The following is an 18,815-nucleotide window of genomic DNA, read 5'->3' as shown; positions in this document are numbered from 1 at the left end:
ACGGCCTGAAAATGCCACGATACCGTGACGTGGTGTGAGTGCCGCAGCCGACACTTTCGGACGACCGACGACCATCTGGTTTGTCCGTGACCGTGAGGATTGCTGAATGCCTGATGAGATGTTGCACCTGCCTGTGGTCAACAGTCTGCTGGAGCGCCACAAGGGCTCTGCGGGTGCGCTGTTGCCCATTCTTCATGATATTCAGGAACGCATCGGTTACGTCCCCGATGTCGCCGTCCCCGAGATTGCTCATGCCCTCAATCTGAGCCAGGCCGAGGTTCGTGGGGTGATCAGTTTTTACCATGACTTCCGTACCGCGCCGCCGGCCAAACATATCCTGCGGCTGTGCCGGGCTGAGTCGTGCAAGAGCCGCGGTGCCGAGCAGTTGGCCGAGCAGTTGCGTGAGCGGCTGCAACTGGACGATCACGGTAGCAGCGCCGATGGCAGCATCAGTTTGCGTCCGGTGTATTGCCTCGGTGCCTGTGCCTGTTCGCCTGCTTTAGAGCTGGATGGTCGGGTGCATGCGCGGCTGAGCGCTGAGCGTCTGGATGCCTTGCTCGACGCTTGCCGGGAGGACGCGTGATGCCGACTCTCTATCTGCCCTGTGATTCGCTAGCCCGTGCCGTGGGTGCCGATGAGGTATCCGTGGCCCTGATCACTCAGGCCAAGGAACGCAATCTGCCGCTGGAGCTACAGCGCACCAGTTCGCGCGGCCTGTACTGGCTGGAGCCGCTGCTGGAAGTGGACAGCCCCCAAGGCCGGATCGGTTTCGGCCCATTGACCGCTGCCGATGTGCCGTCGGTGCTCGATGCCCTGCAAGGTGAGCCGTCCGCTCATCCACTGGCCTTGGGACTGGTGGAAGAATTGCCTTATCTGAAGACTCAACAACGCCTGTTGTTCGCCCGTGCTGGTATTACCCGGCCGCTGTCCCTCGAGGATTACCGGGCTCATGGCGGTTTCGAGGGCTTGACCCAGGCCATCGCCCTTGGCGGCGAGCAGACCGCGACGGCGGTGTTCGATTCAGGCCTGCGTGGCCGTGGCGGCGCGGCTTTCCCCGCCGGGATCAAATGGCGCACGGTACGTGCGACCGAAGCTTCGCAAAAGTACATCGTATGCAACGCCGACGAAGGCGACTCCGGCACTTTCGCCGACCGCATGTTGATGGAAGGCGACCCCTTCCTGCTGATCGAAGGCATGGCCATTGCCGGTCTCTGCGTCGGGGCCACCTACGGCTACATTTATGTGCGCTCGGAATACCCGGATGCCGTGGCCACGCTGCGTGCGGCGTTGAACATCGCCCGAGACGCCGGTTACCTCGGCGCCAATGTCGGCGGCAGCGGCCAGGCCTTCGATATGGAAGTGCGAGTCGGTGCCGGTGCTTACATCTGTGGTGAAGAAACCGCGTTGCTGGACTCCCTCGAAGGCAAGCGCGGGATCGTTCGTGCCAAGCCGCCAATTCCTGCCTTGAAGGGTCTGTTCGGCCTGCCGACGCTGGTGCACAACGTGCTGACTTTGGCCTCGGTGCCGCTGATTCTGGCCAAGGGTGCGCAGTTCTATCGCGATTACGGCATGGGCCGTTCCCTGGGCACCATGCCCTTCCAGCTCGCGGGCAATATTCGTCACGGCGGTCTGGTGGAACGGGCCTTTGGCCTGACCCTGCGCGAACTGGTGGAAGACTACGGCGGCGGGACCGCCAGTGGCCGGCCGCTGAAGGCCGCACAGGTTGGCGGCCCGCTTGGCGCCTGGGTGCCACCTTCGCAATTCGATACACCGCTGGATTACGAAGCCTTTACGGCCATCGGCGCCATGCTTGGTCACGGTGGTGTGGTGGTGGCTGACGACAGCCTGGACATGGCCCACATGGCGCGCTTCGCGATGCAGTTTTGCGCCGAGGAATCCTGTGGCAAATGCACCCCGTGCCGCATCGGCTCGACCCGTGGCGTTGAGGTGATCGACCGCCTGCTCGCCGCGCCTGACGCGAGTGGTCGCGATGAGCAGGTAATCATCCTCAAGGACCTGTGCGACACCCTGCAATACGGTTCGCTGTGCGCATTGGGCGGCATGGTTTCCTTCCCGGTCGCCAGCGCCCTCAAGCACTTCCCCGCCGACTTCGGCTTGCAGCCCTCGGAGGCCGAGCAATGATCACTCTCTTCGACCCGAAAACCGATATCGATCTGGGTACGCCAGCCCGCGACAGCCAGGTGCAGGTCACCCTGAACATCGATGGCCGCAGCATCAGCGTGCCCGAAGGCACCTCGGTGATGCGCGCCGCCGCGCTGCTGGGCACCACCATTCCGAAACTCTGTGCCACTGACAGCCTGGAAGCCTTTGGCTCCTGCCGCATGTGCCTGGTGGAGATCGACGGCATGCGCGGCTACCCCGCGTCCTGCACCACGCCGGTCACTGAAGGCATGACCGTGCATACCCAGACGCCAAAGCTCGCGACCCTGCGGCGCAATGTCATGGAGTTGTACATCTCCGATCACCCGCTGGACTGCCTGACCTGCTCGGCCAACGGCAACTGCGAGCTGCAAACCGTCGCCGGACAGGTCGGCCTGCGGGAAGTGCGTTATGGCTATGAAGGCGAAAACCATCTGGAGGACGTGAAAGACACCTCCAACCCCTACTTCGACTACGACCCGAGCAAGTGCATCGTCTGCAACCGTTGCGTGCGCGCCTGCGAAGAAACCCAGGGCACCTTCGCCCTGACCATTACCGGGCGTGGTTTTGAGTCCCGCGTGGCTGCGGCCGGTGGCGAGAACTTCCTCGATTCGGAATGCGTGTCCTGCGGCGCCTGCGTGCAGGCCTGCCCTACCGCGACGCTGATGGAAAAAAGCGTGGTCGAGCTGGGCCAACCGGAACGTAGCGTGATCACCACCTGTGCCTATTGCGGCGTGGGTTGCTCGTTCCGCGCCGAGATGAAAGGCGACCAGTTGGTGCGTATGGTTCCGGACAAGAACGGACAGGCCAACCATGGCCACTCTTGCGTCAAAGGGCGCTTTGCCTGGGGCTACGCCACCCACCCGGATCGCATCACCAAGCCGATGATCCGCAAGCACATCAGCGACCCTTGGCAGGAAGTCAGCTGGGATGAAGCGGTGACTTACGCCGCCAGCGAATTCCGACGTCTGCAGCAAAAATATGGCCGCGACTCCATCGGTGGCATCACCTCCAGCCGTTGCACCAACGAAGAAACCTATCTGGTGCAGAAACTGGTGCGCGCCGCCTTCGGCAACAACAACGTCGACACCTGCGCACGGGTCTGCCACTCGCCGACCGGCTATGGCCTGAAACAAACCCTGGGCGAGTCCGCCGGTACCCAGAGTTTCGACTCGGTGATGCAGGCCGATGTGATCCTGGTGATGGGCGCCAACCCCAGCGACGCCCACCCGGTGTTCGCCTCGCAACTCAAACGCCGCCTGCGTGAAGGCGCACGGCTGATCGTCATCGATCCACGGCGCATCGATCTGGTGGATACGGTGCATGCCCGCGCCGAATATCACTTGGCTCTGCGCCCTGGCACCAACGTCGCCATGCTCAATGCCTTGGCCCACGTGATCATCACTGAAGGCCTGCAAAACCAGGCCTTTATCGACGCCCGTTGCGAGGGTAGCGATTTCGCGACCTGGAGTGAGTTTGTCAGCCGCGCGGAAAACTCGCCGGAAGCCCTCGGCCCGATCTGCGGTGTACCCGCTGCCGACATCCGTGCCGCTGCGCGCCTGTATGCCACCGGTGGCAATGCGGCGATCTACTACGGCCTGGGCGTTACCGAGCACAGCCAGGGCAGTACATCCGTGATGGGCATTGCCAACCTGGCCATGGCCACGGGCAACATCGGCCGCGAAGGCGTGGGCGTGAACCCGCTGCGGGGGCAGAACAACGTTCAGGGCTCCTGCGACATGGGCTCCTTCCCCCATGAACTACCTGGCTACCGGCACATCTCCAACGAGGTGGTGCGGGCGCAGTTCGAACAGGCCTGGAACGTCACCCTGCAACCCGACCCGGGCCTGCGCATCCCCAACATGTTCGAGTCGGCACTGGCCGGCAGTTTCAAGGGTCTGTATTGCCAGGGCGAAGACATCGCCCAGAGCGATCCGAATACCCAGCACGTCACCGCCGCTTTGTCGGCCATGGAGTGCGTGGTGGTGCAGGATATTTTCCTCAACGAAACCGCCAAGTTCGCCCATGTGTTCCTGCCGGGCAGTTCGTTCCTGGAAAAAGACGGCACCTTCACCAACGCCGAGCGGCGTATCTCGCGGGTACGCAAAGTCATGGACCCGCTGGGCGGCAAGGCCGACTGGGAAGGCACGGTGGCCCTGGCCAATGCCTTGGGCTACCCGATGAACTACACGCACCCGTCGCAAATCATGGATGAGATCGCCAGCCTGACGCCGACCTTCACCAACGTCAGCTACGCCGCACTGGATAGCCACGGCAGCCTGCAATGGCCGTGCAACGCCGAGGCACCGGACGGTACGCCGACCATGCACATCGAGGAGTTCGTGCGCGGCAAGGGGCGCTTCATGCTCACCGGCTACGTGCCCACCGAGGAAAAGGTCAACAGCCGCTATCCGCTGCTGCTGACCACCGGGCGCATCCTCAGCCAGTACAACGTCGGTGCTCAAACCCGGCGTACCGACAACGTCGCCTGGCATGACGAAGACCGCCTGGAAATCCACCCGACCGACGCCGAGAGCCGTGGCATCAACGAAGGTGACTGGGTCGGTATCGGCAGCCGCGCCGGGCAAACCGTGCTGCGTGCGCGGATCACCGAACGGGTCGCCCCGGGCGTGGTGTACACCACCTTCCACTTCCCGGAATCGGGCGCCAACGTCATCACCACCGACAACTCGGACTGGGCCACCAACTGTCCGGAGTACAAGGTCACCGCCGTGGAAGTCAGCCGCGTTTATCATCCTTCGGAGTGGCAAAAACGCTTCCAGGAATTCAGCGATGAACAGCATCGTCTGCTCAAGGACCGGGGCCGTGGCGCCAAAGCGGAGGTACGCCGATGAGCACGAACAACCTGATCAAGATGGCCAACCAGATCGCCCAGTACTTTGCCAGCCAGCCCGACCAGCAACAGGCGGTGCTCAGTGTGCGCAATCATATGCAGATGTACTGGGCGCCCAGCATGCGCAAGGAATTGCTGGCGTGGCAGACGGAGCATCAAGGGGCGGACTTGCACCCGCTGGTGCAGGCGGCGGTGACTGGGGCGGGTTGGGAGGCTTAGCCTGCTGGCTGCAAAAAACTGTGGGAGCGAGCTTGCTCGCGATGAGGGCTTAACATTCAGCATTTTTGCTGGCTGATACGCCGCTATCGCGAGCAAGCTCGCTCCCACAAGGGTTTTGTGTTGGGGTTTGGCTTTGGGTTGACCAGGCTACACCCTATACCTCCTTCCTCGCCGCCGTCACCGTCACTTCAATGGCCCGGACACTGATCGCCGCGAATGTCGCGGTCATCAGCACGCCGTTGAAACCCAGCAGGATCGCCAGCACCCGCGACACACCCAGTTTGGGCACCAGCTCTCCATAGCCGATGGTCAGGCCGGTCACGAAGGCGAAGTAGATACCGTCTAATGGGCCCCAGCCTTCCAGGTGGGCGATGATGAGGCCGAACGCAATGATCACCAAAAGCAGTATCGAGAAGATCGGCCAGACCACTTTTAAATAGAACCAGACGGCTTTGTAGAACTCGTGGCGGACGTTTGATGCACGGGCGAGGTTCATGGCATGGGCTTCCTGGGGGTTGACTGGCCGACATTTGAATGCCCGGCGCTAATACCCCGTTCAGCTTGGCACAGGCGCTGAAAACTGCGACTAACGGGGCGTTATCTCTGACGAGGACTATGACAAAGATGACGCCCCGCAAACTATCCAGAAACCGCCCACTGTTGAATTCGTTGTAGGAGCGAGCTTGCTCGCGATGGTCGTCAACGATAACGCGTGTTTACAGGATAAACGCGACGCCCTTGAGTCCATCGCGAGCAAGCTCGCTCCTACAGTGTTCGGGTCAGTTCGGGTCAGTTCGCTTCAGTTTCCCGAATCAGCTTCTTGTTGATCTTGCCGACGCTGGTCTTGGGGATTTCGGCGACGAACTTGAACTGCTTGGGAATCGCCCATTTGTTGATGCGGCCGCCATCGACGAAGGCTTGCAGGTGCGTCTCCAGAATCTTGCGGTCGAGGTATTGCCCGGGCTCGCAAACGACCATGGCCATCGGGCGTTCACCCCATTGTTCGTCGGCAATGCCCACCACGGCGACAGACATCACGCCTGGGTGTTCGCTGATCAGGCTTTCGAGTTCCAGGGAGCTGATCCACTCACCGCCCGTCTTGATCACGTCCTTGATGCGGTCCTTGATTTCCACGCCGCCGAGCTTGTCGATCGAGGCCATGTCGCCGGTGTGCAGCCAGCCGTTGTGCCACAGCTCCGCGCCTTTGTCCGGGGCTTTCAGATAGCCCTGGGTCAGCCACGGCGCGCGTACCACGATCTCGCCCAGGGACTCGCCGTCATGGGGCACATCTTTGCCGTCGGCGTCGATGATCTTCAGGTCGACCAATGGCACCGGGGTGCCGGTCTTGATGCGGATCGGCAGTTGCGCTTCGGCGGACAGCTGCAGGTCTTCATCGCGCAGGTACGTCAGGCACAGCAACGGGCAGGTCTCGGACATGCCGTAGCCTGCGTGCACCACCATGCCTTTGGCATTGGCTTCGCTGGCCACGCCGAGGGTCAGCGCGCTGCCGCCCAGGAGCATTTTCCAGCCATCGAAACGGGTCGCCTTGCCTTCCTCACAGTTGAGGATCATCTGCAGGATGGTCGGCACGCAGTGGGAGAAGGTCACCTTCTCTTCACGGTACAGCTTGACCAGGCTGTTGGGTTCGTAGCGGCCCGGGTAGACCTGCTTGATGCCTATCAGGGTCGCGACATACGGCACGCCCCACGCATGCACATGGAACATCGGCGTGATCGGCATGTACACGTCGTCGGAGCGCAGCAGCGGCTGGCCCTGATAGACGCCCAGGGTGCCGACGGCATTCAGGGTGTGCAGCACCAACTGGCGGTGGCTGAAGTACACGCCTTTCGGGTCGCCGGTGGTGCCGGTGGTGTAGAACAGCGTGGCGACCGAGTTCTCGTCGAAATCGGGGAAATCGTACTGGTCCGAGGCCAGGGACAGCAGGTGCTCGTACTCGCCCAACACCGGCAGCGAGGTCGTGGTCGCCTCGTCATCGGTGAGCTGCAGGTAGCCTTTAACGGTTTCCAGCCGACCGTGGATCTGCTCGACCAAGGGCAGGAAATCATCATGCACCAGCACCAGGTCATCCTCGGCGTGGTTCATGGTGAACAGCACCTGCTCCGGCGACAGACGAATGTTCACCGAGTGCAGCACCGCGCCGATCATCGGCACGGCGAAGAAGCATTCCAGGTAGCGGTGGCTGTCCCAATCGAGCAGGGCCACGGTGTCACCGGCCTTGACCCCGGCTGCGGTCAGCGCATTGGCCAGGCGGCGAATACGCTTGTTGAGGGTCTGGTAGCTGTAGCGCAGCTTGTCGGCGTAGACGATTTCCCGGCCCGGCTCGTAGCGCACGCCGGACAGCAGCAATTGCTTGATCAGCAAGGGGTAGGCATAGGCGCCGTCGGCGGGCGGAATTATTTTTGTCGCCATCATGTTTAAGGTTCCTTGTCCTTTCGATCAGAACTGATCGGCTTGCAGCTCGTAGAGGCAGTCGCTGCCGGCCTTGGCCGATGCGCTCAACGAGTGGATACGCGGCAGCAACCGGGCGAAGTAGAAACGCGCGGTGGCCAGTTTGCTGGTGTAGAAATCGTCCTCGCCATCGCCGCTCATGACGGCCTTGGCCATGCGCGCCCACATGTAGGCGTAAGCGGTGTAGCCGAACACATGCAGGTACTCGACCGAGGCCGCGCCGATTTCGTTCGGGTTGTTTTGTGCCCGGTCCAGCAGCCACGCGGTCAGGTCGTCGAGAGTGTCGACGGCGGCGTTCAGCGGTTGGATGAACTCGGCAAGGTCAGCGCCAACGTTGGCGGTGAAGTTGCGGATTTCCGAAGCGAACAAGCGGTAGAGCGCCCCGCCGCTGCCGACGATCTTGCGCCCGGCCAGGTCCAGGGACTGGATGCCGTTGGTGCCTTCGTAGATCTGGGTGATGCGCACATCACGCACCAGTTGCTCCTGACCCCACTCGCGGATGTAGCCGTGGCCGCCGAAGATCTGCTGGCCATGGAGGGTGGTTTCCAGGCCCATGTCGGTGAGGAAGGCCTTGGCCACCGGCGTCAGCAGCGATACCAGATCCTGCGCGCGCTGGCGTGTCGGTGCGTCTTCGCTGTACTTGGCGATGTCCAGTTGCAGGGCCACGTAGCTGGAGAACGCACGGCCGCCTTCGTTCAAGGCTTTCATGGTCAACAGCATGCGGCGCACGTCCGGGTGCACGATGATCGGGTCGGCGGCCTTGTCCTTGAATTGCGCACCGGTTGGCGCACGGCTTTGCAGACGGTCACGGGCGTATTCGACGGCGTTCTGGTACGAGCGCTCGCCTTGGGCCAAGCCCTGGATGCCCACGCCCAGACGCTCGTAGTTCATCATGGTGAACATCGCCGCCAGGCCTTTGTTCGGTGCGTCGACGATCCAGCCGGTGGCGCCGTCGAAGTTCATCACGCAGGTGGCGGACGCCTTGATGCCCATCTTGTGTTCGATGGAGCCGCAGGACAGCGCGTTGTTTTCACCCAGCGAACCGTCGGCGTTGACCAGCACTTTCGGCACCAGGAACAGCGAGATGCCTTTCGGGCCTGCCGGTGCATCGGGCAGCCGCGCCAGTACCAGATGGATGATGTTTTCCGTCAGGTCGTGCTCGCCACCGGTGATGAAAATCTTGCTGCCGCTGACCTTGTAGCTGCCATCGGCCTGGGGTTCTGCCTTGGTGCGGATCAGGCCCAGGTCGGTGCCGGAATGGGCTTCGGTCAGGCACATCGAACCGGTCCAGGTGCCGGCGTACATGTTCGGCAAGTAAGCCGCTTTCAGTTCTTCACTGGCGTGAGCCTTGATCGACAGGCAGGCGCCGGCGGTCAGCATCGGGTACAGGCCGAACGACAGGCTGGCCGAGTTGACCATCTCTTCGACCTGGGCCGAAATCGCCTTGGGCATACCCATGCCGCCGTACTGCGGATCACCGCCGACACCCACCCAACCGCCTTCGGCGAAGGCTTGATAGGCCTGGGCAAAACCGTCCGGGGCGGTGACCGCGCCGCCGTTCCAGGTGCAGCCCTGTTCGTCGCTGGCGCGGTTCAGTGGCGCGATCACTTCGCCGCTGATCTTGCCGGCCTCTTCGAGGATGGCGGCGGCGGTCTCTTCATCGATCACGTCGGCCAGGCCGGGCAATTGTGCCCAGAGCCGGGACACCTGAAAAACCTCGTTGAGTACGAAGCGCATGTCGCGCAGGGGAGCTTTGTAATCAGACATCTTGGCTTACTCGGAAGTGGTCACGGCATGGGGCATGCCGGGACGTTCAGTGGATTCGGTGTTTTCGGTTGCCGCGACAGAACCGGGCTTGGGTGCCCGTTCGCGCAGCAGGAAGTACGACAGAGCGGGAATCAGGATCAGCGCGCCGAGCATGTTCCACAGGAACATGAAGGTCAGCAGGATGCCCATGTCGGCCTGGAACTTGATCGGCGACCAGACCCAGCACACCACACCGGCGGCGAGGGTGATGCCCACCAGCCCGACCACCCGGCCGGTGAAGGACACGGCGTTGCGATAGGCCTGGGACAGCGGCAAGCCTTGGCGCTGGAAGTGCAATTGCACGCTGAGCAGGTACAAGGCGTAGTCGACGCCGATGCCCACCCCGAGGGCGATCACCGGCAAGGTCGCGACTTTCACGCCGATACCCATGGCCACCATCAAGGCTTCGCAGAGGATCGAGGTCAGCACCAGCGGCAACAGGGCCACCAGTGTGGCGCGCCAACTGCGGAAGGTGATCAGGCAGAACAGCGTCACCGCCGCATACACGTACAGCAGCATGGTGCGGTTGGCTTCGCGCACCACGATGTTGGTCGCGGCCTCGATCCCCGCGGTACCGGCGGCGAGCAGGAACTGGCGATCCTCGGTGCTGTTTTCCTTGGCGAACTTGTCGGCAATCGCCACCACGGCATCGAGGGTTTCAGCCTTGTGATCCTTGAGGAAGGTGATCACCGGCATCAGCGAGCAGTCGGTGTTGAACAGCTCCGGCGAGTTGACCGAGGCTTGCTGCGCGGCGTAGTTGAGCACGTCCTGGTTGCGCTGGATGCTGTTGAGCTTGGGGTTGCCTTCATAAGTACCGGCAGTGATCTGCCGTACCGCGTTGACCAAGGACGCGGTCGCCTGCACGCCCGGATACTGTTGCAGCTCCCAGGCCAGGCGGTCGGCCAGCACCAGGGTCTTGTAGTTCAGGCAGCCTTCCGGCGCGGTCTTGATCATCACCGCGAACAGGTCGCTGGACAGCGCGTAGTGGCTGGTGATGTAGGCGTTGTCGCGGTTGTAGCGCGAGTCGGCGCGCAGCTCCGGCGCCCCGCTTTCCAGGTCGCCGATCTTCAGGTTCAGGCTGACCATGAAACCGCCGATGCCCATCAACACTGCGACCAATACGGCACCGGTGGCCCACTTGCGCGTGGTGAAGCGGTCGAGCAGGTCCCACAGTTTGCCGAAGCCTTTGTGGTGTTCGGCGCGATTGTCGATTTTCAGCGCACGCTCGGCGGCTTTCGCGCCCACACCGACATAGGACAGCGCCACCGGCATCAGCAGCAACGAGGTGAAGATCAGCACCGCGACGCCGATGCTGGCGGTGATCGCCAGGTCCTGGATCACCGGAATATCGATCAGCATCAACACGGCGAAGCCCACGGCGTCGGCCAGCAATGCGGTGACGCCGGCGATGAACAGACGGCGGAAGGTGTAGCGCGCAGCGATCAGTTTGTGGGTGCCGCGGGCGATGTCCTGCATGATGCCGTTCATCTTCTGCGCCGCGTGGGACACACCGATGGCGAAGATCAGGAACGGCACCAGCACCGAGTACGGATCGATGGCGTAGCCGAGCCAGGCGACGATGCCCAGTTGCCAGACCACCGCGACCAGCGAGCAGCCGACCACCAGCAGGGTGCTGCGCACGCAACGGGTGTAGGCGTAGATGATGATCAGCGACGTGACGACGGCCAGGCCGAAGAACATCATCACTTGAATGAGGCCGTCGATCAGGTCGCCCATGAGTTTGGCGAAGCCGATCACCCGCACCTTGTAATGACCGGTGCCTTCGACCCCGGATTTACGCGCAGCGCTGTCACCAGCGTATTCGATCTTGTCGCGCAACTGCTCTTCGAGCATCTGCGAGAAGGCGTGGTAGTTGATGCGTTGACCGCCGGCGGCGGCTTTGTCCATCAGCGGCACGATCAGCATGGTCGACTTGAAATCACTGGCTACCAGGCTGCCCACCACACCGGCGCGGGAGATGTTCTGGCGCAACTGTTCGATCTGTTCAGGCTGCCCCGAATAGGTGTCGGGCATCACCGGGCCACCCTGGAAACCGTCCTCGGTGACTTCGGTCCAGCGCACGGCCGGGCTCCACAGCGACTTCATCCACGCGCGGTCGACGCCTTCGGTGAGGAACAGTTGATCGTTGACCTGCTTGAGCACGTCCAGGTATTCGGGATCGAAAATATCGCCCTGGGTGTTCTCGACCACCACGCGCACCGAGTTGCCCAGACCGCGCAGCGACTGGCGGTTTTCCAGGAAGTTCTGGATGTAGGGCTGGCTCTGGGGAATCATTTTTTCGAAGCTTGGGCGCAACTCCAGGCGAGTCACGGCCATGAAGCCCAGCACCACGGTGGCGAGCGCCATCAGCAGCATGAACAGCGGGCGGTAGTTGAACACCAGCCGTTCGAGGAGGTTGCCGGAGCGGTGGTCGAAATCCCGCAGTTCGCGGATCACCGGCATGGCGTCTTGTTTGATATTGCCCATGTCTGGGTTCTCGCTCTTAGGGTTCGAGGGCTGGATCGGCGGACAGCGTCCGGGCACCACGGCTGCCTGCCAGCACCAAGGCGCCATCGGCGGACTGGGTGGCGCCGGCGACCGGGGTCGGTGCCGGTTGCTGCTTCAGATGCAACTGCGCGCCCGTTCCTTGGCTGACCAGCATCTGCCCGCCCTGGGTGAACAAGCGATAATTGCCACGGGCATCGATCAGGCCTGCGGTGATGCTGACGTGCAGGCCGGTGTCCAGTGCGGTCCAGCTCTGGCCGCCGTCGGTGCTGCGCAGCACGTTGCCGCGCAGGCCATAGATCAGCACTTCGCCAGGCTTGCCGAGCACGCCGAAAAAGCTGCCTTGATAAGGCGTCGGTACCGCATTGAAGCGTTGGGCGCTGTCGTCCCATTTGAGCAGCAGGCCTTGCTCGCCCGCGATGTACACACTGTCGCGGGTAGAGGCGATGGCGTTGAGATGGAAACCCTGGGGGTTGTCGGTGCGGTCCTGGAATGGCGTCCAGGTCAGGCCACCGTCGTCGGTGCGCAGGATCAGGTTGAATACCCCGACCACATAGCCGGTTTTGTCGTTGGCGAACCAGACGCCGAGCAGCGGTTTGTCCGCGCCCTGATCGGCTAGTCGTTGGCCTTCCATGGCCAACTGGGGCCATTGCTCATTGCCCGGTTCGGCGCTGGCCAGCGCCGTGTAATGCTTGACCAGCAAGGCGCCGATCTGACGGCCGTCGAGCTGCTTTTGCCAAGTCGCGCCGGCGTCGCTGCTGTGCAGCACCACGCCGTCATTACCCACCGCCCAGCCTTGGGTGGTGGTCGGAAAATTCACCGCAGTGAGGTCGGCACTGGCCGGTACGGCGGCCTGTTGCCAGTGGTTTCCCGAATCATCGGAAAACAGAATATGGCCACGCTGGCCGACGGCAATCACACGCCCGCCGGCGCGGGTCATGCCGGACAACGGGCTGTTGATCGCCAAGGCACTGACTCTGGCGGGCAGGTCCAGTACATCGACGTAATCGGCCGCCTGGGCGATGCCCTGCGACAGGCCGAGCACAACGCCAAACGCCAGCTGCAAAATATTATTTTTATACGAACACATGCTGCGTCCTCTTCGGAAAACCGCGCCGGGGCACACATCGGTGTGCCTGACGTTCAAACCTTGCGCCGTGCAGGTCATGTGGGAGCGTCTGCTTGCGGTTGGCTTAGCGAATACCGGCGCCGGCCAGGGATTCCGAAGACCACTGGGCCTTGGAGAGCGGCTCGATGTACTTGATGCCGCCGTAAGGGCCGACTACGCCGTTGATGTTGTAGGAGCCACCGACCAGGTCGTAGATCATGAACGGCGTGGAGTCCGGAACCTGCTTGTCATAGCTCTGGCTCAGGAAGGCGAAGGAACCGCGATAGAGCTGACCACGGGCGTCATATTGATCCGAGGCCAAAGCGGTCCAGCTGTCTTCGTCGAGGTAGAAGCGGCGCTTCTGGTAGATGTGACGAGCACCGGCCTTGAGGTTGCCTTCGACGACCCATACACGGTGTTTTTCCCAGCGTACGAAGTCAGGTGACAGGTGATTGGCGGTGGTCAGCGACTTCGGATCCTGCACGTAGGTCAGCTTGTAGGTGTTGTAGGGCACGATCATTTCCTGCTTGCCCACCAGCTTCCAGTCGTAGCGATCCAGCGCACCGTTGAAGACGAACACGTCATCGTAGGTGCCCGCACCGGCGGTACCCGGGTTTGGCGTGTCGTAAGCCAGGCTCGGAGCCAGTTTCACTCGGCGCTGCCCCGGCAAGTACTGCCAGGCGCGACGCGGTTGCTGCAACGGGTTGGCGGCGTCCTTGAGCATGATCGCCTCACCGGCGCGGCGCGCAGGGCCGGTGTATGCCAGCTTCATCTGGTAGTACACGTCGGCGCTGCTGATCGGCTGCGAGAGGTTTTCATAGATCGGGTAGGAGATGTTCGCTTGCCCGGTGGTCGCCAGGCTTGGAACGCCCGCGGAGTCAACGTTCCAGGAGTCGTACTTGGAGCTGATGCTGACGCCTTGGTAGCGCAACAGGAAGTTCCACATCGCTTCGTTGCCCGACTGCGGAATCGGGAATGGAATGCCCGGCAGCACGTTGTCGATGGCCAGGCCACCTTCCAGGGACTTAGCGCCGCTGGCGTTCTTCACGCCGTTATCCAGAATCGCTTGAGGCAGCGAAACGGTGCGGTGCGTCGGGAATACGTCGACACGGAACGTCGGGAAACGCTTGGCCAGTTCTACCGTGGTCGCCGTGAGCATGCCCTTGTACTGGTCGACGTTTTTGCCGTCGATCACCAGTACCGGCTTTTCACTGGCAAACGGGTCCGGGCGCATGCTGTCGCCGGCCTTGAAGCTGGCCGGCGGGGTGGTCAGGCCACCGTTGTAGGCAGGAATGGAACCATCAGCGTTCCCGGCTTTTTCAGCCCCTACCTGTGTCAGGCTGGTGCCCAGCTTGGCAGCTTCCTGGGTTGAAACAGCAGCCTGTGCCTGAGCGGCGAAGACCATGGCCAGCGAAGCGGCCAACACGGTTTTTACAAATTTCATCTTGTTATTCTCCTGCTTGCATTGAGCAAATCAGTGGTGAATCAGAATGTTGTTTTCATCGTCAGGTACACGGCGCCACGGTCCTCAGTCGTGGCACCACCTCCGGAGAAGGACGAGTAGCCACCGGCGTAGCAGGCGTAGTTTTCGTTGCCGCTGAAGGCGTTCGGGGTGGAGCCGTCACCGCCCTTTGAGCCGGTGCTCACACCGCTGACGTTGCACTTGTCGGTTTGGCCAAAAGAGTCCACGTACTTCAGGTCGACAAAGTATTTGTTGTAGACAATGGCGCCCACGCCCACGGCATAGTTGCCGGTGTCCTTGGCACCGCCACCGGAGACCGGCGACACACCGTCGAGACCGACGTTGACGGACATCGGCGCGTTGAGATCGACACCGGGGAATACCTGGTACCAGGTCGGTGTGAAGTTGACCGCCAGACCCCAGTTGTCACGGGTTGGCGCGTCGATGCCGCGATAGCTGTCCTTACCCTTGTAGAGCGCTTCGTTCTTGCTATCGAGCTTGAGCAGGTTGCTGTAGTACAACTCGGCAAGCACAGTCGCCTGATCGAACACCGGCGTTTTCGGCAGGGTCATCAGACCGTTGAGCGTCCAGTGCAGGGTGTCACCGGTGGCGCTCATGCTGTCGCCACGGCTCGGGGTGTCATAGACCACACCGGTGGCGTCCGTACGTGCAGGCAGCAGGCCAAGCCCTTGCCCCAGGCCCAGCGGGCTGCGGGTACTGACGATCGCCGGGATACTGGCCAGCGGCATGTTGTGACGAACGTTCAGGTCCGAACCCACGCTCACGCCACCCACGTCCTTGGACAAGCTCAGGCCAAGGATCTTGATGTTGTCGGCATAGGCCAGTTGATAGGTGGCGGTGTCCAGCGAATTGAGGGTGTTGATCACCGCTGGCACTTGCCCCGCCGGGCGGGTGCCGTTCGGGTTGGCCGAGGTAATGCCCCTGGCGTCCAGATAGGCTTGGGGCAGGATTTCCGAGGTTTCGCGGTAGTAAACGCCGAGGGTGCCATCCAGCCAAGCCGGCGACCATTTGGCCATGACGCCCCAGTCACCGCTGTCATGCGGAGTCAGGTCCTTGCCACGACGCACATTGGTCAAGGCGTTGCACGGCGCCAGGCCACAACCTAGCGGGCTGCCCGGTACCACGGCATTGGTGTTGCCCAACAGGAACGATTGCGCGCCGAAGCCGACCAGGTCGGAACCACCGTAATAGGTGCCCGCTTCCGGCAGACGCGCGGCATCCCAATTCAGGAAATACTGGGCACCCACGGTCAGCTCGGGATTGACGGTGAACGACATCGACAACTGGTTACGCGGAACGAACAGTTCCTTGGCCTCGGTACCCGGCGACGCGGCAAGCTTGGCCAGGTCGAGGCCGGACTGGCCATAGCTGACCGAGTGCACCGGGTTGAGAATGGTCTCGCCCCAGAACACGTTGTGCTGACCGGCCTTGGCGCTGAACATCGACTCCTCGCCCACTTCGGTGCTGTAGAACACGAAGGCATCGAGGATTTCGCCCGAAAGACCGCTGTAGTAGCGCTGGGCATAATTGCTCAGGTGCGAGCTGCCGTTGCCGACGTTGTCACGGGTGACCCCGGCCAGGCGCGGGTCATTGGCGATCAGGCCCGAGGTCGATCCATTGCCGTTGACGAACGGGTTGGAGTTGGAGCCGGTGTTGTCATAGGCCTTGTCGTACCAGCTGGCGGCGCTGACGCGAAAGCCCATGGCGTTCTTGTAGACCACGTCCATTTCGGTCAACAGATCGATACGGTTGGTGATGTTGGTCCCGGCCTTGCGGAAGTTGTAGTCGCCGTCGTTATTGTTCGGCGTTCCCAACATGCGTTTGTCGGCACTTTCGGTGCGCACGCCATAGTTGTACTTGATGGTGTTATCCACGCGGACGTTCCAGTCCGGATTCCCCGTCTCGATCTCGACCGCATGGGCCGCAGGTACCGTTGCCGCGAGAATGGCTGAGGCCAGCAAGGTGTAGCGTGGAGCGGTGAAGCCGTGACTCTTATTGTTGTGCATTGCGTTGTCTCCGCTTTTTTGTCTTTGTTTTAAGCGCAGCCGCCCTCGCGCAAACATTGATGGGTTTGCGTTTAAGGAATAAGGGCAAATGCCGGTTGGCGTACTGCCAGTCCAGCTCCTTGTACTAGCGATCCATCTCCAGGATGAGTGCTTCAGCTTGCTGCCAGTGGCCAAATCCTGCGGCCGGATTGAGGTGGCCGACATCGCCCAGATTGAGCAATTCGGCGCCCCAGCCTTCTGCCATGCGGGTGACCGCAGGAAGGCTGGCCAAGTGATCGTTGGTGCTGCCGGCCACGATGCTGCGAAATGGCAGCGGGCCTTGCGGCAGAGGATTCCAGCCCTGGCTACGCAGGGTTTCGGAAGACGGATAGTTTGACGGCCAGACCGCATCGAGGTCCGGTGGCGCGGCCAGCAAAGCGCCCTTGATCGGACGGCTGTAGTGCGCAGCCCAGTGCGCGACCATCAGCACACCGGCGCTGTGGGCCACCAGAATCACGGGGCCGTCGATTTGTTCGAGTTCGTGTTGAATCGCCCGCACACGGGCCATGCAATCGAGTTTGTCGGTCTCCAGCGGCGCAACACTGCGCACGTTGCTCAGCCTGGCGGCAAGCAATGTTTGCCAATGTTCGGCCACGTGCTCGCGCAGACCCGGAACGATCAGAATGGTGGCGGCAGTTTGCAGTTTGTCCACGGTCAACACCTTCGCTTTCTCGATAACTCGACTGGCTGTTTTCGCCAGGGGCTTTTTGTAGTGTCGACATTAAAGAGCGCCCACCCGAAGCGCTTTACATTGGACGTCATGCACTTTTCTTTTGATGACAAATTGTCCGACAGCAGGACAGTGCGACCACTGGTCGAAAATCCCCGCAGGTTGGCGCAAGGTCACTGTAATCAACGGATGAGCGCTGATGGCTCCATGCAGCGTAGAAGATTGGTGACCGTATGGCATGAAATCCATCAACGACATGACAACTGTTCAACTGTTGATACGCTGGATATAGTCGCCACGCTCACGCCAACCGCCATCGGCACAGGGAAGACTTTCGCATGACCAAGCTTGTTCGCGCCGCTGTCTTGACCAACTACCTGGAGGTCACCCAGTACTTGGGTTTCAACCCGCGCGACGTGCTGGCCGGTGTCGGCTTGAGCAGGGCCCAACTGCAAGCCCCTGAACACCGCATCCATATCGATGCCGCCGTCCGTTTGCTGGAAGACTCGGCCGCCGCCAGCGGCTGCCAGACCTTCGGCCTGAGCATGGCCGAATCGCGCCAGCTCTCGGACTTCGGCGTGGTCAGCCTGCTGCTCAGCCACCAGCGCACGCTGCGCGATGCCTTGCAGGTCGTCGTGGATTACCGGCACCTGATGAATGACTCGCTGGCCATCTTCATTGAGGAGGCCGGCAAGATGGTGATCATTCGCGAAGAGGTGGTCACCGAAACGCCGATGCCCAGCCGCCAGGCCACGGAGCTGGCCATCGGTGTAATGTTCCGGCTGTGCTCGGCCCTGCTGGGCTCACACTGGCATCCCTACAGCGTCAACTTCATGCACCAGCCACCGGACAACCTGCACCTGCATCGCCGGCTGTTCGGCTGCAACCTGGAGTTCGGCAGCGAGTTCAACGGCATCGTCTGCCCTGACATCAGCCTCGACATGACCAACCCCAACGCTGACCCGGCCATGGCCCGCTATGCCCAGGGCTACCTCGACTCGCTGCAGAACCACGAAGGCGCCTCGATGCTGTTCGAGGTGCGCAAGGCCATCTACCTGCTGTTGCCCATGGGGCGCGCCACCATTGAGCAGGTGGCCCAGAGCCAGGGCATGAACGTGCGCACCCTGCAACGCCGCCTCAAGGACGACGGCTGCGCCTTCAACGACGTGATCAACGACGTGCGCCGCGACCTGGTGCTGCGTTATCTGGACAACCCCAACTACTCCCTCAGCCGCATTGCCGACATGCTCGGCTACTCGATGGCGAGCTCGTTTACCCGCTGGTTCATCAGCCAGTTCGGCATGCCGCCGGCGACGTGGCGTGCGCAGAAACAGGCTGGGGCGAAACCGTCCTGACAGCAGGGCAAAAAAAACGGCGACTGCTGGTACAGTCGCCGAAAGCGCGAGATTGGAACTGCAATCCCTGTGGGAGCGGGCTTGCTCGCGAAGGCGTCGTGTCAGCCAACATCAATTTCGACTGATACACCGCCTTCGCGA

General features: G+C 62.0%; 13 protein-coding genes. 5 read left to right on the top strand and 8 right to left on the bottom strand.

The features are described 5' to 3' along the window. Nucleotides 1-106: 106 nt before the first annotated feature. The 4 genes from KGB29_RS09685 to KGB29_RS09670 are packed head-to-tail and all read left to right on the top strand — an operon-like array spanning nucleotide 107 to nucleotide 5,233. The gene (locus KGB29_RS09685; RefSeq protein ID WP_154947359.1) at nucleotides 107-583 is read left to right on the top strand and encodes a formate dehydrogenase subunit gamma; all 477 of its coding nucleotides are present in this window, start codon (nucleotides 107-109) and stop codon (nucleotides 581-583) included. Then, a complete protein-coding gene (locus KGB29_RS09680) occupies nucleotides 583-2,142 on the top strand; it encodes a formate dehydrogenase beta subunit (protein ID WP_154947358.1) in 1,560 nt (519 codons plus the stop codon). Before KGB29_RS09685 ends, KGB29_RS09680 begins: the two co-directional genes overlap by 1 nt. Next, the gene (fdhF, locus tag KGB29_RS09675; protein WP_154947357.1) at nucleotides 2,139-5,015 is read left to right on the top strand and encodes a formate dehydrogenase subunit alpha; all 2,877 of its coding nucleotides are present in this window, start codon (nucleotides 2,139-2,141) and stop codon (nucleotides 5,013-5,015) included. Before KGB29_RS09680 ends, fdhF begins: the two co-directional genes overlap by 4 nt. Next, entirely contained in the window at nucleotides 5,012-5,233 is a 222-nt protein-coding gene (locus tag KGB29_RS09670; protein ID WP_057716316.1) for a formate dehydrogenase subunit delta, read from the top strand. Before fdhF ends, KGB29_RS09670 begins: the two co-directional genes overlap by 4 nt. A 154-nt stretch (nucleotides 5,234-5,387) precedes the next feature. On the opposite strand, the gene KGB29_RS09665 is transcribed toward KGB29_RS09670, so the two are convergent. The 8 genes from KGB29_RS09665 to KGB29_RS09630 all read right to left on the bottom strand — a co-directional run bounded on the left by KGB29_RS09665 (nucleotide 5,388) and on the right by KGB29_RS09630 (nucleotide 17,301). Further along, the gene (locus KGB29_RS09665) at nucleotides 5,388-5,729 is read right to left on the bottom strand and encodes a potassium channel family protein (protein ID WP_154947356.1); all 342 of its coding nucleotides are present in this window, start codon (nucleotides 5,727-5,729) and stop codon (nucleotides 5,388-5,390) included. Between the two features lie 293 nt (nucleotides 5,730-6,022). Then, the gene (locus tag KGB29_RS09660; protein ID WP_223616399.1) at nucleotides 6,023-7,666 is read right to left on the bottom strand and encodes a fatty acid--CoA ligase; all 1,644 of its coding nucleotides are present in this window, start codon (nucleotides 7,664-7,666) and stop codon (nucleotides 6,023-6,025) included. A 24-nt stretch (nucleotides 7,667-7,690) separates the two neighbouring features. Then, a complete protein-coding gene (locus KGB29_RS09655) occupies nucleotides 7,691-9,469 on the bottom strand; it encodes an acyl-CoA dehydrogenase C-terminal domain-containing protein (RefSeq protein WP_154947354.1) in 1,779 nt (592 codons plus the stop codon). 6 nt (nucleotides 9,470-9,475) lie between these two features. Next, complete coding sequence (locus KGB29_RS09650) at nucleotides 9,476-11,995, bottom strand: efflux RND transporter permease subunit (protein WP_223473698.1); 2,520 nt, start codon at nucleotides 11,993-11,995, stop codon at nucleotides 9,476-9,478. Nucleotides 11,996-12,011: 16 nt separating this feature from the next. After that, entirely contained in the window at nucleotides 12,012-13,103 is a 1,092-nt protein-coding gene (locus KGB29_RS09645) for a WD40/YVTN/BNR-like repeat-containing protein (protein WP_154947352.1), read from the bottom strand. Nucleotides 13,104-13,206: 103 nt separating this feature from the next. Next, nucleotides 13,207-14,565 (bottom strand): DUF1329 domain-containing protein, encoded by a 1,359-nt coding sequence (locus tag KGB29_RS09640; RefSeq protein WP_057716322.1) that lies wholly within the window; start codon nucleotides 14,563-14,565, stop codon nucleotides 13,207-13,209. 41 nt (nucleotides 14,566-14,606) lie between these two features. Then, nucleotides 14,607-16,610, bottom strand: a complete 2,004-nt coding sequence (locus tag KGB29_RS09635) for a DUF1302 domain-containing protein (RefSeq protein ID WP_154947351.1) — start codon at nucleotides 16,608-16,610, stop codon at nucleotides 14,607-14,609. Between the two features lie 124 nt (nucleotides 16,611-16,734). Then, on the bottom strand, nucleotides 16,735-17,301 hold the full coding sequence (locus KGB29_RS09630; protein WP_154947350.1) for an RBBP9/YdeN family alpha/beta hydrolase: 567 nt from the start codon (nucleotides 17,299-17,301) through the stop codon (nucleotides 16,735-16,737). A gap of 356 nt (nucleotides 17,302-17,657) precedes the next feature. Between KGB29_RS09630 and KGB29_RS09625 the strand changes: the two genes are divergently transcribed. Further along, nucleotides 17,658-18,674, top strand: a complete 1,017-nt coding sequence (locus KGB29_RS09625; protein WP_150815013.1) for an AraC family transcriptional regulator — start codon at nucleotides 17,658-17,660, stop codon at nucleotides 18,672-18,674. The last annotated feature ends 141 nt before the right edge of the window (nucleotides 18,675-18,815 follow it).

The organism is Pseudomonas sp. BF-B-30 (genome assembly GCF_019956305.1).
In the GTDB taxonomy this organism is placed as follows: domain Bacteria; phylum Pseudomonadota; class Gammaproteobacteria; order Pseudomonadales; family Pseudomonadaceae; genus Aquipseudomonas; species Aquipseudomonas jessenii.
This window is presented reverse-complemented; position numbering and strand designations above follow the sequence as displayed.